Here is a 13,918-nt window from a genome sequence, read left to right as displayed (position 1 = left end):
GTTCTTCGAGGTGGTTCACAATGCTCGCAAGCGAGGTAAAGCCCTACTCTCCACACTCTTGGAGATCCTATTACCGATCTCCCCGAAACAGCTATAGAGCCTAAGAATTTTGCTGAACCCCTGAGCTTTGATCTCGGTTAGTACCTGCTCCGGTAGAAAGGGGGCACAGAAGTTGAACGCTTTGAACACCTGAACGCGATCGCCCCACTGAGCTTGCAGATGTTGCTCGATTCCGGCGCGTTGCTGCTCAAAGATGGCATTGTGGGGTGAAATGAAGTGGTTGTGCTGGTGGCTCCATTCGTGCAGATCAAACACTGCTAACAATTTCGCTAGCGGTGGATAAATCCAGGTTGGAACAGGGGCAAACTTCGCTGTTAATAAATTGAGAGCTTGTTCGTTGTAATTTGCAAAGTCCTCATAGCTCTCGACTTCTCCGTATCCCATCAATAGGACAGCGACCCGCTCGCTTGGAGAACCCTGACTAGAATCTTGCTGTTGAAGCTTTTCGGGAGTAGCAACCACGCTAACCACCTCTGGTAAGTAATGTGCTTTGATGCGATGATTTTTAGGGTAGCATCCCCCTCCAGGGGAGGGGTAGCCAAAACAAAAAATCTATTCTAGGGAGTATGCCGTAAGTGGGGCGTTGATTGGCAAGAACCACGAAAAGTCTTTTGATTTTAACCACTGTAGCTGTTCTTAATCACTGGCTAATCTGCCCAGAGTCGTCGTCGCGGCGAACCTGCTAATCGCCCATGAGCGTCGCGCAACAGCGAGGGAATATCCAGCTTTTCGGGGCAGCGAGGCAAACAATCCCCACAGTCGGTACAGCGATCGCCCCTGCGTCCGGGAAACCAGTGCCCTGCATTCTCAAACATGCCATAGCGATACTGACCATAGGTGGTCATATCATAGGCGACAGCTAGATTTCGCAGTCTTAAGATTTCAGGAATGTGGATGCTTTCTGGGCAGGGTAAACAGGCATAGCACTGACTACAGCGATCGCTCCCTAAAGCATCCATCTGGTGGGCTTGCAGGCGGTTCAGTGCCTCAAGTTCGGCTGCGGTCAATGGCTGATCGCGATCGCTCACCTCGAGTGGCACCGCTAACTCGTCTGGATTTGCGGCTCCCAGACTTAAGGTCGTGATACGGCGATCGCTCAGCAAAAATCGATAGTTTAACGCCAGGGGCGAAAACGGTTGGCACAGGTCAATGAGCCTTGGGGGTGGGGTAAAGAGCATCCCTCCTTTATCCGCAGGCGAAATGATAAACACCCCCATGTCCTTTTGGTGAGCCAGTTCAACTGCTGGGGCATTGCGCTGAAAGAAATAGTTGTAGTGCAGATTGACAAACTCAAACTGGTCAGTGGCGATCGCCCGTACGATGACCTCTAAAGGTGCATGGGTTGAAAATCCGATGTGACGCACCCGAGCATCAGCGATCGCCTGGTGTAACGCCTTCATACAACCCTGCGGAGACTCGATCCAACTCAGGTGCTCCCAGGTGTTTAGCCCGTGAATCGCGAGACAGTCAATCGATTCCACTCCCAACCGCGCCAGAGACTCGTCAATCTGACGCGCCATACTCTCTGCGTCAGGGGTGGGAGGAATTTTGGTGGTGATCGTAAGGCGATCGCGATCGAGGCTTAATCCAGATTTCAGGGCTGCACCCACATATCGTTCACTATTGCCGTAGCCTTTGGCAGTCTCAATATGGTTGATCCCTAATGCGATCGCCCCCTGTAGGGTTTGAATTGCATTCTCCTGGGATGCCAAAAATCGCATCGTTCCCAGCGAGAACACCGATAGAGACAATTCCGTTTTGCCAAACCGACGATACTTCATGTCTGAGGAGTGCTCTAAAAGTAGATAGATCCCCGACCTCTCAAAGAAGCCGGGGATCTGAAGAAATGACTCTGGTGCGATCGCTTAACTTTCGCCGCTCTTAGACTGTCCCCGTTGGCTAAAGTCTTCAGGGCGCAGATTTGCCAGAAAATCTCGGAAAGCTTGACGCTCGGCTTCATCTGCTTCGCGATCGACAGGAATGGACGCATCAGCTACCACTTCCTCGACCACCCAGATCGAGCTTTTAGTCCGAAGGGCAATGGCGATCGCATCACTGGGGCGAGCGTCAATTTCCTTCTTAGTTTCGCCCTGGCGAACAGTTAAAACAGCATAGAAAGTGTTGTCTTGCAGGGAGTGAATCACAACCCGCTCCAGGGTCATATCCCAATCTTCCAGGATATTGACGATCAGGTCGTGAGTTAAGGGTCGCGGTGGAGTTTGATTCTCTAAAGCACCAATAATTGCCCTTGCCTGATCTTGACCAATATAAATTGGCAATTGGCGACGATCCCCCGCATCTCGCAACAACACGATTGGACTACGGGTGGCAGCATCTAAGGCAATTCCAGCGACTTTCATTTCGATCATTGACTTAGCCTCTAGAATCCATTAAGCGAAGACGGTCAGTTGGAGAAAAAATGGACTTAAACCAAACCAAGACTGACTGCGAGCCACTGTCACCAACAGCTCTACAACCCGGGGGGTGTGTTTACAGTCATGTTCTGTCAAAAAGCTACCCCCAAGAGAGCCTAAACTCACTAAAGACTGAGCAAATATGACAAGATCTAAGTTAGCCACTGAACGCCTTAAAAGGGTTAATGTTTCAAAAGTTTTATTGAACTCCAGTATGCCCTGATCTTGCCTCTAATCCATAGTCTAATCCTGAAAGTTTGACTAAGAAGTCTCATCAAAACTAGACATCATAGACCCGTACATTTGTTCTTAGTGTATTTTATAGCAACAGCCCTCCTGGTTAAGGTGGGGCGCAGGTATAAAACCCTGAATCAGGGAAAAAACTGCCACCCGTTGAACTCCAGTTTTCCAGGTTTTTTGGCAACAGCTATAGATATATTCAACGCCCCCTTATAGGGAAATTACAAGAGCTAGCCTGGATTTCAGGGTAGATTAGGATTTACCTCCTTAGTGTGACAGATTTTCTAGAAAGCTGTGTTTACAGGACTGATTCAATCGATCGGAACTATTGAACGGGTGGGACAAGAGGAACTCCAGATTACCTGGGGGGCAATGTCCCTCACTCCATTACAAGACGATTTGGCGATCGGCGACAGTATTTCAGTAGACGGAATCTGCTTGACGGTGACGCAAATTCTTTCGGCTGGGTTTATCGCCTCTGCTTCCCCCGAAACCCTACGCCGCACTACCTTAGACCAGTTGCAGGGCACCGCCTCCGTCAACCTGGAGGCTTCCCTGCGTGTGGGCAGCAAACTGGGAGGGCATTTTGTTACAGGTCATGTAGATGGAGTGGGTTACCTCGAAGCGGCCGTGCCTAGTGCGACTGCCTGGGAGATTAGCTTTACCGTTCCAGATGCCAGGGTGTCTCGCTATATTGTCTCCAAAGGCAGTATTGCGGTGAATGGAGTGAGCCTCACGGTGGCAGAGTGTAGCCCCAGTGGAGACTGGTTTAAAGTGGCGGTGATTCCCCTGACCTACGCTGAGACTAACTTGCAATACCTCAAACCGGGTGACCCAGTCAATTTAGAAGGGGATGTGTTGGGTAAGTATGTTGAGAAGTTTTTGCGGTTGGCTCCTGCTCACTCCCGCGCTGTGGCTGAGCTAGAGCAAGCGATCGCCCCTGCTGAGCAACTCACCCCTGCTTTTTTAGCAGAGCATGGATATTTGTAAGGGGTTCAGCGTCCACTGGTGATATTAGACGCTGGTTGAGCCACAGCACCGCTCCTCACTTCCTGCATCCTACCCTCTACGCCCAATCGGCTTTTGAGCCAAATTGACGTTCTTTTACTTCAAAACTTGCTGTGCCACTTTTTGAACCTCATGGGTATAGCTGTGGTTGCTATATTCCAGGCAAAAAATGCCGCCGCTCGATAGCTGCACCATCTCCTCGTTAAGCGGAAAGATGCCGATGACAGGGGCGCGAAACTTTTGCTCGATTTGCTCCTCAATGGATTTGAAATCGTGGCTGGGTAGCACTTTGTTGATGACCAGGGAGATCTTGGCTGTGTCAAGCTTGCGAGCGACTTGGAGCGTCACCGCCGTACCCTGAAAGTCCTGGCGATCGGGTCGCAAGATGATGATGAGGTTGTCAGAGATCGCGATGGATAACAGAGTCTCTTTGTTTAGACCCGGATGGGTGTCAATGAAGAGATAGTCCAGGTTTAACCCCTGACAGAGGTGGCGCACCCCATCATTGAGCATGGTGACGCTATAGCCCTCGTTCAAAATTCGAGCGATTTCGCCTGCTTTGATGCTGGAGGGGATCAGGTGAATTGTGCCGCCCCCTTTAGACACAGCATCTGGGGTAACATCATAAGCGGCTTCCCCGATCGTGCAACGTCCCCATAGATAATCGTTGAGCGATCGCGCCATGGTGCCCTCATCCAGCCCAAAAATGACATGGATCCCAGGAGATTGGATGTCAGTGTCGATAATGCCAACACGATGACCTTGAGCAGCCACAACCGCAGACAGGTTGGCAGTCAGGTTAGACTTACCTGTGCCACCGCGAAACGAGTGTATAGAAATAATCTTGGTCATGTATCCGACCCCTGTCTGCTTGTAATACTAATCATTCCTAATTCTGTTGTGCCATCTGATGATATAAAGCAGTTTAATCATTCGAGCGATCGCCCTGATCTCGCAATCGTTTGGCTTCCTGCTGTAACTGCTGTAAGTATCCTATTTCATAGTCATCATCGGCTGACACGTTGAATTCTGTATCAGATGTTTCAGTTTGCTCTGGCGATGTTGATTCATCAACCGCTACAGTGTCTCGTTTATCCCTTAGCAATTGAGCCTTTTGTTGCAGGTTTTTAAGATAGCCCATATCATCGTCATCGTCCGATTCTAAGGCATCTTTAGGTTCTGAACTGGAGGTTTCACTGACTTGAGGTTGAGATAGCTCTTCGGCACTCAACATATCATTTCGTTGCCCTCTTAAGTTCTTTGCTCTCTGTTGTAAATCTTGAAAGTAATCTGTTTCAGTAATCTCAGAGACTTGTTTTTCAAGTTTTTCTTGATCAATCTCAATATTGAGTTTGAGGAAAGTTTTGACCTGGCGATAGACGTTTTGACCGTAAGTGCTCTTGTTGAAGCGATCGACCAGTACAGTCCCTGCTGCTGTGATGACAAAGGCAACTGCGGGGGGAATTAGGGGAATCCAGCCATTATTTAAGAAAACTAGCCAGCAGACACCATACAGCCCACCAATGACAACCACCATCGCGCCGCCGAACTTGAGCGGATGGCGAGCATACCAGGCTAACACACCGCCTGCCAATGACCAGCCAAATATCCAGAGAATCTCAGCCGGATTGCTCCACGTCCAGATCGACGATCGCCCATCCAACACTGCGCTAAGAAGCTGGCTAACCACCTGGGCGTGTACTACAACCCCTGCCATCTTTTGGTCGTCATCCTCTCCGGCACTATAAGGGGTGTAGAAATCATCTTTGGCTTCAGGGGTGGTGTAGCCGATTAACACAATGCGATCGCGAATCAAAGCAGGATCAACGCGCCCCTCCAGTACATCACTCAAGCTGACCTGGGTTGCGACATTATCAGGCGATCGATAGTCCAGCATGAGTTGAAACCCTGCTGCATCAGCCGATTGGTAAGCCCCTGTCGAGGGTTGGAATGGACGAAATGAAGTTGAGCCAAGTCTTAAAACGCCTTCGGGAGTTAGCTCAGCTTTGATCTGTTGAGTAGCCAGATAGTGTAGCGACACCTGCAAGCTAAACGAAACCAGCGTAGTGCTGGGATCGCTACAAAAATGACTGGTTGAGTTAGGGCTGTCTGCGGGAGGAGGGGCTACGAGCAACAAAGCACGGCGCAGGGTGCCTCCGGGATCCACTACCAGATCAGCAAAGCTAACCCGATCAGCGGGAATGTCTGGCGGAGGTGGGGTTCCAGGCTCATCAGACGCACTAACTTTACACACGGTGATGACGCGATCGCTTTGCTGCAAAATCTGCAATAGCTCCTCGCGCCCCTCCCCAATTGGGATATCTCGCATGACGTCCAAGCCAATGACGCGAGGTTGTTGTGCTTCTAAAGCCCTTAATAGTTCCGCCAGAGTTCGATCAGAAATGGGCCACTCCTGGAGACGTTGAACGTCATCTTCTGTAATTCCTACGATGAGTAACCGCTCATCCTCCCCTTCATCCGGTTGACTCCGAATCAGGTGGTCGTAGGCAGACAACTCCATGCCTTGAAATGCCCCCAAATAGCGCAACCCTAGCAGCAGAGCAGTCAGCGTCAAGCTGGTAAATAAGACTGGGCGACCCATGTCCAGCAGTACCGGCTTAACCCGATTTAACCAGGGCATTCTAGATTGGACAGCCTCTAAAAAACGACGGGGCATGGCAACGTCAACGGGGGATAGACCTGATTATGGGGCAGGAGTCGATCTTTGAGAATATAGAAAATCAAAAATCTTTTGAACCTGAAATCTTAAAACCTAAATCTGCACCCTTATATACCCTCATGCATAACTCTGTCGTAGTCAACGTAATAGTCTTACAGATAGACAACAAACATCGTTAGGTAGCCTAACCCGTTGAATCATGAAGAGCTTCTCTAAGAGGAGCCTAAGTAACCGCAGCTCAGTGTATTGCCAAATAAGGATTGTAGTAAATATTACTACAGTTCGTCGATAAGTAACAACTCACGACACATCATATTCAGTCAAACAAATGCTGTTTTTGAGCGTTACGTATCTTGCCCTTTTAAGGAAGTTGTGCATTGAAATTGCAGTTTTCCTGCATTTAGAGAAAAGGTTGAAAAATCTCAGATTTGCTTGTATTTTTTGTGTTTCAAACTGTGTCATGTATTAGCGTGACTCCTCGATAAACTGGTTAGATGAATGAGAGGTGATTAGATTTTCAGATTTGCGGATTAAGCCAATTTGGTTGTGGAGTAAACTATTAAGACTGAAATTTAGGCAGCGATCGCCAGACACTTCAAACTCTGGCAACTTCTAACTCTTGACTCAATTTTGAGTTTGTTTGACCGCATTAGACAGTCGTCCACATAGTATTTCTGTAGAGCGATAACGATGGCAAGGCTATTTCTTCGTCTCACCACTTTCTCAGCTTCCCTGTTCCTGGGGTTAATGGTTCCTATTGGTTTCTCCAATGTTGTTCTTGCGCAGGGCATTCAATTTAACGCCCCCTCGATTGGTGCCCCTGGCAATCGCGAATCAGGAGCCTCTCGAAGCTCTGCCTGTGCTACCAGCGATCGCGGTTTAAAAGCGTTGCTGCCAGAGACCAACGTTGGCTTAACCACAGAAGCCCGTCCCACCTTCTTTGCATACATCCCCCCCTCCTCCGCCAATAGTGCAGAATTCATCCTTTACGAAGACGGCACAGATGAACTGATTTACAGCACGGCGTTAGAAATCAATGGCGAATCAGGGATTGCTAGTATCAGCTTGCCTTCTGGAGCGGACACCCCCATGTTAGAGGTCAATAAAACCTACTACTGGTACTTCACCGTCATCTGTGACGCTGACGATCGCTCTGCTGATATGACTGTTCAGGGCAGCATCCGCCGAGTTCCCATCAGTTCAGACTTAGCCCGCCAATTAGCCTCCGCCTCCACCCAAGAACGCCCAGCCGTTTATGCAGCAGCGGGTATCTGGCAAGATGCTTTGGCAGCCCTCGCAGCCCTTAATAATTCTGAACCTAACAATCCCAACACCCGTTCGAGTTGGAATTCACTTTTGTCAGCGGTTGGCTTGCAAGACATCGCCGATGAGCAGATCTTGACTGGCAATTAACCCCACACTATCTAAGACCTCATGTCTAAAGATATTGTCTAAAAAGTGTATTCAACTTGACGAAACGGTGTCTCCAAAAAGCGCATAGTCGACTAATGAGGCTGAGATCCATATCCTAGGATCATGGCAAAAAACAAGAAACAGTCGCTTTCTTCAAAATCAAATTACAACTCTGACGAGGCAACGAAGTCAACGCTTCTTCTCAAGCTCTTTCAACAAGTGAAAGAGCGGTTTGCTCGGCGGATGCATCCAGTCATCGACTGGTTCATTTCGTCGCCCACCTGGTTGATCGTCTCGCTTGCAGTTGCCTTTTTAGCTGCTCTCGATCTGTGGATCTCGTCCGACCGCGTTCACTCCATCCGAGATGCGATTTCTGTGCTGCTCGATCGGGCAGAGGCAATGGGTATCTTGGCAGCGGTTGTTGTGTTTATCAAAGAGGCTCCTCTACGGATTGCCACAAAACACTATGAGGCATGGCGGGCGATCGATGCGGCTCATGGCATCAAAACCAGCTATGCCCGCTATCATGCGTTTGAAGATCTTTGTAAAGCAGGAGTGAGCCTTAAGGGGCTAGATGTCTCTGGTGCTGATTTCAACTCCATTAATCTTCACAAGGTTGATTTGAGTAGTGCAAATTTGAGAGAAGCCCAGTTTCAGGGAGCAATTTTGTCTCAAGCCAACTTGAGTAAAGCTGACCTCAGCGGTGCTGACCTGCTTAACGTTGATTTTCGGGGAGCCGACCTGCGGGGAGCCGACCTGCGGGGAGCCAATTTGAACGGCGCAAATATGAACGGTGCAAACTTGAGTGGGGCGAATCTGGGCAACGCGAATTTGAAGATCGCAGACCTGAGATTTGCCAACCTCCGGGGAGCTAATTTGAAGGGAGCCAGTTTACGCGGGGCAAATTTGCAAGGAGCCAGTTTGTATCTGGCGGATATGACCCAGGCCAATTTGAGCAAGACGGACATGACTCAGACTGATTTGAGTCAGGCAACCTTTAGAGGCAGCAACCTGTCTATGGCACATCTAAATCAAGCTTGTTTCCATCGCGCTATTCTGGTAGAAGCTGATTTGTGGGGAGCCGTGCTTGAGGAAGCCGATTTAGATGGAGCTAATTTCAAAAGTGCTCAGGGATTAACGTTAGCTCAGGTCAAAACCGCCATAAATTGGGAACAAGCCGTTTACGAAGACGGATTTCTGACGGAATCGAATGCTCCATCCACCTCAGAACCATCTTTAACCGATTTGCTCTACAAAAAACTCACCAACGACAATTTCAATTTTGATAGCTAGTTATAGCCGTAGTCACCTCAGTTAAGACAAGGCACTCAACGGGACAAACGCGATCAATCGCCTCTCTCTCGGCAGGACTCAAATTCAATGTCCTGGTGGTTTTGGCGATCGCTATCAGTTAGAGCCAGTTTCCCACGATGACATAGGGTGCCCAGTAGTAGGGATGGCGACGAAATTGAGGGATCTCTAATATCTTGAGTTGTGCCTGGCGCAGTGCTTCAGTTTTGGTCAGCGATGCATCATTTAACCCCTGGTAAAACTGATCCATCAACATCGCGGTTGCTTCGTCGCTGACCTGCCACAGAGTCGCCAGAGTGCTACGGGCACCAGCGCGAACGGCAATTCCGGCTAACCCTAATGCTGCCTGGCGATCGCCCGCTGCGGTTTGGCAAGCACTCAACACCAGCAACTCAATGGGGTTCGTCTGCGTCAAATCTGCGGTTTGCAATACCGTATTGAGTTGATTGATATCAATTCGGTCATCCCAGGTGAGGATAAAGGTTTCCTCCAACTCTGAGCTAAATTTCCCGTGAGTTGCTAGATGAACGACCGATGCGGGTGTTTCAGCCAGGGCTTGTTGAAAGGTTGTACTGGTAAAACGTTCATTCAGCAGAACCCGACTTGGCACTTCCTTCTGAATTTGCTCTAACTCTGGCAACACATTGGGCAATGCTGAGAAGCCCTGACGAGATTCGGTTAGACCTGCGGTTAAGACGCGCAACTGTTCTACTGGAAGGGGGCGGGGGTCAAGCAGTTGTAACCCTGGAGTGAGTGCCAGACTAAATTTCTCCAACAAATATTGCTCTCCGTCGTTCAACACCGCCATGGGCACATTGCGCAGCGGACCATCTAAGACAAACACCAGAGTTTGAGTGTCACTACTGGCGAGGTCAGCTTCAACGGGGCGAATGATCCAGTCATACAGCCGTTGCGCCAGGGGTAGAAATTGTCGCGTTGTCCGAGTCACCAGATGTCGCCGGATCTGGGTAATGGTGTCCTCCATTTCCTGTTTGGATACCGGGCTGGCGTAGTGTCGCAGCGGTTGTTGTGGCAATCGAACAACGACCTCCAACCGATCTTCCAGAATGATGGGGTAAATGACGGTTGCTTCAGCATCAAGTTGGTCGATGTTGACGGGTTTAGCATCCAAGCACGCTTCTCGAAAGAAGTTGTCCAACTCTGCCAATTGCAATGACTCAATGACTTGACGAGCCTTTTCTAGGTTGTCCTGGCTGGTTGCATCGCCATCAGGGGTTAACAACAAACTCACGAGTTCCCGATGAATGGGTTCCACACTCTCCTGAAACGAAAGCTGAACTTCGGGATTGATGGCGACCAGATCGTTGCGCAGGCTTTGCAAAGTATCCACCGCACTGCTGTAGGCAGCGATCGCCCCTGCGTATTTGCCTTCCCGCATTGCTTGTGAGTCAGCTTCTGCCTTGAGGATGCGCCCCAGTTGCCACTGCCAGCGGTAGGCGATATCGGAGGCATTTGCCGATTGCGCCAGAATGAGAGCTTCTTCTGTCAGGGTTTTGGCTCTGGTGAGTTGCCCTGATTTTTCGTATAGTTCGCCCAAGCTACCCAGTGCAAAGGATTGAGCCCGCAAGTCAGATAAGGTTTGAGCCTGTTGCCGTGCTCGGAGTAGGGTTTGTTCAGCAGAGAGCGATGAGTCTCCTGTCGATGAAGATGCCATACCCAATTTCACCAAGCTCTGGGCAAAGTTGACTTGGGCGTAGGTCAATGCTTGACTGGGGGGGAGGCGATCGAGTTGAATCGCAATTTGGGGCACGAGTTGCTGTGCTTGGGTTGGTTGCTCCGTGTCGATCAGCAGACTCAGTTGGTTCAGTTCGGCGCGAACTTTGGTCAGTGGGGAAGGAGTAGTTGCGGCTGCCTGTCGATAAAACTCCAGTGCAGTGCCGGCGTCACCCTGAGCCCGAATCGTATTGCCCAGGCTAAATTGAGTCGCAGCAATCTCGTCGGGGAGTTGCAACTGTTGGGCGATCGCCAGGGCAGACTCTAACGCTTGTTGTGACCGATCCAGTGACCCGATGCCCTGGAGAGCTTCTCCCAGGCTACGAAGAGCGACGACTTTCGCGCGTGAGTCAGGTTGACTTTGCAGCGTCTCGGTGAGTGGGGTGAGCGTGGCGATCGCCCGTCGATAAAAACCCAACGATTGCAAGGCTTGCGCCTGATTGATCTGATTGCGAAGTGCGCCCGCCTCGTCCCCCAGTTGTTGATAAATTGCGGTTGCCTGTTCCCAGGTGGCTAACGCCTGCTCGGTTTGCCCCTGCTGGAGTTGCAGGCTTCCTTGTAGATTTAACACTCGCGCCAAGACCGGTAAACGATTGGCATCTGTTGAAGACTGCACCTGCTGCAAACTAGTGGCGATCGCTTCATTGGCTGCTGCCAAATCTCCCATTTGTTGATAGACCAGTGCCAGGTTGCGGAGTGCCAGGGCTTGACCCAGGGTATTGTTTTCCGTGGCGTAGGCTTGAATGGCGCGCTGTAGAGTGGCGATCGCAGCAGAATATTGCCCTGCTTCATACAGTTCTTGCCCTTGTTGCGCCAGTGTGGCGGCACCCGGACTCTGGCTCAACACTGGGGTCGCACTGACACACAACACCAGTGTCAGAAGGAAGGGAAGGAGGAAACGGAAAGGATGAGAGATGAGGGATAAAGGATGAGAGATGAGGGATAAAAGATGAAAAAGGCTCCTTTTATCTTTTATCCTTCTGCCTTTAGCCTTTCTTAAAACGGTGTGTAGACGATGGAAAAATAAACTCCACTTTCTTGCCATGTGCGTTCCCTCGTGTCTACAGAAACTAATGGAATACCCCAATCCAACCGAGCGGTCAGGCGATCGCTCTGTCGCCACTGCAACCCTAAACCAACCGATACCAGTCCATTGGGGTCAGGATTATCGCCTTCTGCGTTCCAACCGACCCCAAAATCCATAAACGGAATCAGATGCAAAATACCATCCAGGGGGCGCGATCGCAAAATCGGCAACCGCACCTCTGCGGAGGCAAGCGCACCATTATCTGTCAACAAAAAATCTTGGCGATAGCCCCTCACGGTGGTCTGTCCACCCAGACCAAACTGTTCCAGTGAAACCAGCGGCGCATCGGCTAGCTGCAATTCACCCCGTACTAAGAGCAACGTATCAGGAGACAACAGTCGCACCCACTGGGTCTGCCCACGCCACGCAAAGAAACGACTATCGGGAGCCCCCTCATTGACTGTCGAGTCAAACGCATCTAGCCCTAAACTAAACTGCGATCGCACCGCAAACACTTCCTGGCTCCGCTGCTGTGTCCACTCCTGGGTAAACCGCAACGCCGAAATACGAGTGCGCCCTTCGGCATCTGCCCCTACACCAGGAAAGGGCACGGGTTCCCCCACCAGATCTTCCAAAAATTCGCTCTGGCTTTCACGTCGAGAGGCGGTCAGGCTCAGAGCAAATTCCTCAGTTGGGGTTTGAATCAGGGGTTGCCGAAACCCTACTTCGTAGTAGCGAGAGTCCGATTGAATGTCGAGGGCATTAAATGGCTCCTCAATCACGTCACTCTCGGCTAAACCATAGTTGAGAATCAGCGTCCCGTTACGGGGATTCAGGGGAATCGTATAGCTGGCGTCCAGCGCGTTACTGCCCTCGGTGTTGGCATAGCCCACTGTCAATACATCACCCTGTCCCAACAGGTTGGCTTGACTGGCTTGAACTTGCCTGCGCCAGCTACCGACACTGGGCGATCGCCCGTTATTCGTTGCGAGTTGCAGACTAAAGGGATCTGCTTCTGTCACCCGCACCTCCAGCACACTCGACCCTGGACGGACACTACTGGCTAACTCAGCGGAAATGTTTTCAATTTGGGGATCAAGCTGTAGCAGTTGCAACCGCTCTAACAACCGCTGCACATTGAATGGAGTTGTGGTGGCGATCGCCAATCGATCACGCACATAGCTGGGGTTGAGGCGACGAGTACCTGTCACGTTAATCGCCTCAACGCCACCTTCTAACACCTGAATGGTGACAACTCCATTCACCGGGTCTTGTGGGGGCAGAAACGCCCCGGAGTTGATGTAACCCCGATCGAGATAAAGCTGCGTCACCGCCGATCGCACTTGCAACAGTTCTGCAAAGGTCAAATTGCGATTGACATAGGGTGCGGTGAGAGCCGCCCAGTCGGCTTCGCTAAATACGGTGCTGCCCACGATCTCAAACCGCTCAACAAAGACGCTCTCCTCGTCTGACGCTGGTGGGCTTGGAGTCACAGGCATCACATTCGGCACGGGCGTGTTCAGCAAGTCTTCGGGGGGTGGAGTGGGTGTTTCAGGGATGGGGAGTGGCTCCAGAGGAGGTGGCAAAGTGTCCCGCTGCGGCACAGGAGGCACCTGAGCGACCTCTGAGACAGCGAAGCCCGGTTCTGTAATGGCAACAGGCTCAATAACCGATTGTGCGATCGCCTGACGCCCTTCAATACCTTCACTGGCGATCGCCCCCAGGCTGCCCAACGCCAGTGCCCAACCCATCCAAGACCATTGGTCAAATTTACAACTGGGCATTTCACCCCCACACAAACAGTCCTGCTGTTCAGAATAAACGGTGAACGAAGAATTTTGAAGCCTTCTACCAAAATTGAGTATTCGATCGCACCCCAATTGCATAAGTGAATGTCAGCAAGAAATACAACCCCTCGGATGCAGACAACACCCAAAACGTAACTCCTCTACTCCTGTGATAAGGCTTTGGGAGTCTCCGAAGGGTTGACAACCCCATTCCACGTTCAGGGGTTACAACTCCTTCTTGGCA

Annotated in this window: 10 protein-coding genes and 1 pseudogene; 4 read left to right on the top strand and 7 right to left on the bottom strand. The window is 50.7% G+C overall.

The genetic code is table 11. The features are described from left to right. Nucleotides 1-102: 102 nt before the first annotated feature. The 3 genes and pseudogenes from H6G89_RS20300 to H6G89_RS20290 all read right to left on the bottom strand — a co-directional run. Nucleotides 103-522 (bottom strand): annotated as a pseudogene (locus H6G89_RS20300) (ferrochelatase); the annotation flags it as partial. Between the two features lie 185 nt (nucleotides 523-707). Further along, nucleotides 708-1,841: an aldo/keto reductase gene (locus H6G89_RS20295; protein ID WP_190509780.1), complete on the bottom strand. Its 1,134-nt coding sequence runs from the start codon at nucleotides 1,839-1,841 to the stop codon at nucleotides 708-710. Between the two features lie 84 nt (nucleotides 1,842-1,925). Beyond that, the gene (locus H6G89_RS20290; RefSeq protein WP_190509777.1) at nucleotides 1,926-2,429 is read right to left on the bottom strand and encodes a bifunctional nuclease family protein; all 504 of its coding nucleotides are present in this window, start codon (nucleotides 2,427-2,429) and stop codon (nucleotides 1,926-1,928) included. A gap of 579 nt (nucleotides 2,430-3,008) precedes the next feature. Here H6G89_RS20290 and H6G89_RS20285 point away from each other — a divergent pair. After that, nucleotides 3,009-3,704: a riboflavin synthase gene (locus tag H6G89_RS20285; RefSeq protein WP_190509775.1), complete on the top strand. Its 696-nt coding sequence runs from the start codon at nucleotides 3,009-3,011 to the stop codon at nucleotides 3,702-3,704. A gap of 114 nt (nucleotides 3,705-3,818) precedes the next feature. Here the strand turns inward: H6G89_RS20285 and H6G89_RS20280 are convergent, their stop codons facing one another. Next, nucleotides 3,819-4,574: a MinD/ParA family ATP-binding protein gene (locus tag H6G89_RS20280; RefSeq protein ID WP_190509773.1), complete on the bottom strand. Its 756-nt coding sequence runs from the start codon at nucleotides 4,572-4,574 to the stop codon at nucleotides 3,819-3,821. Between the two features lie 73 nt (nucleotides 4,575-4,647). Beyond that, complete coding sequence (locus H6G89_RS20275) at nucleotides 4,648-6,324, bottom strand: CHASE2 domain-containing protein (RefSeq protein ID WP_190509771.1); 1,677 nt, start codon at nucleotides 6,322-6,324, stop codon at nucleotides 4,648-4,650. Between H6G89_RS20275 and H6G89_RS35820 the strand changes: the two genes are divergently transcribed. The 3 genes from H6G89_RS35820 to H6G89_RS20265 all read left to right on the top strand — a co-directional run bounded on the left by H6G89_RS35820 (nucleotide 6,323) and on the right by H6G89_RS20265 (nucleotide 9,108). Beyond that, nucleotides 6,323-6,451, top strand: coding sequence for a hypothetical protein (locus tag H6G89_RS35820; RefSeq protein ID WP_255519463.1), 129 nt, complete (start codon nucleotides 6,323-6,325; stop codon nucleotides 6,449-6,451). The genes H6G89_RS20275 and H6G89_RS35820 overlap by 2 nt on opposite strands. Nucleotides 6,452-7,092: 641 nt before the next feature. Then, nucleotides 7,093-7,815 carry a DUF928 domain-containing protein gene (locus tag H6G89_RS20270; RefSeq protein ID WP_190509769.1) on the top strand — a complete coding sequence of 241 codons (723 nt, stop codon included), beginning with the start codon at nucleotides 7,093-7,095 and terminating at the stop codon, nucleotides 7,813-7,815. 123 nt (nucleotides 7,816-7,938) lie between these two features. Further along, complete coding sequence (locus H6G89_RS20265) at nucleotides 7,939-9,108, top strand: pentapeptide repeat-containing protein (RefSeq protein WP_190509767.1); 1,170 nt, start codon at nucleotides 7,939-7,941, stop codon at nucleotides 9,106-9,108. A 118-nt stretch (nucleotides 9,109-9,226) separates the two neighbouring features. Here H6G89_RS20265 and H6G89_RS20260 read toward each other — a convergent pair whose 3' ends face one another. Together H6G89_RS20260 and H6G89_RS20255 are read right to left on the bottom strand one after the other, a co-directional pair. After that, nucleotides 9,227-11,707 carry a CHAT domain-containing protein gene (locus H6G89_RS20260; protein WP_309230046.1) on the bottom strand — a complete coding sequence of 827 codons (2,481 nt, stop codon included), beginning with the start codon at nucleotides 11,705-11,707 and terminating at the stop codon, nucleotides 9,227-9,229. Nucleotides 11,708-11,856: 149 nt separating this feature from the next. Further along, entirely contained in the window at nucleotides 11,857-13,671 is a 1,815-nt protein-coding gene (locus H6G89_RS20255; protein ID WP_242060029.1) for a ShlB/FhaC/HecB family hemolysin secretion/activation protein, read from the bottom strand. Nucleotides 13,672-13,918 lie beyond the last annotated feature (247 nt).

It is taken from the genome of Oscillatoria sp. FACHB-1407 (assembly GCF_014697545.1).
GTDB lineage: Bacteria > Cyanobacteriota > Cyanobacteriia > Elainellales > Elainellaceae > FACHB-1407.
Note: the sequence above shows the minus strand (reverse complement) of the source record. Positions and strands in the feature narration are given on the sequence as shown.

Coding starts and splice junctions, on each gene's coding strand:
- H6G89_RS20270 (WP_190509769.1), top strand. CDS start 7,093: ATGGCAAGGCTATTTCTTCGTCTCACCACTTTCTCAGCTTCCCTGTTC.
- H6G89_RS20290 (WP_190509777.1), bottom strand. CDS start 2,429: ATGATCGAAATGAAAGTCGCTGGAATTGCCTTAGATGCTGCCACCCGT.
- H6G89_RS20265 (WP_190509767.1), top strand. CDS start 7,939: ATGGCAAAAAACAAGAAACAGTCGCTTTCTTCAAAATCAAATTACAAC.
- H6G89_RS20295 (WP_190509780.1), bottom strand. CDS start 1,841: ATGAAGTATCGTCGGTTTGGCAAAACGGAATTGTCTCTATCGGTGTTC.
- H6G89_RS35820 (WP_255519463.1), top strand. CDS start 6,323: ATGTCCAGCAGTACCGGCTTAACCCGATTTAACCAGGGCATTCTAGAT.
- H6G89_RS20275 (WP_190509771.1), bottom strand. CDS start 6,324: ATGGGTCGCCCAGTCTTATTTACCAGCTTGACGCTGACTGCTCTGCTG.
- H6G89_RS20280 (WP_190509773.1), bottom strand. CDS start 4,574: ATGACCAAGATTATTTCTATACACTCGTTTCGCGGTGGCACAGGTAAG.
- H6G89_RS20255 (WP_242060029.1), bottom strand. CDS start 13,671: ATGCCCAGTTGTAAATTTGACCAATGGTCTTGGATGGGTTGGGCACTG.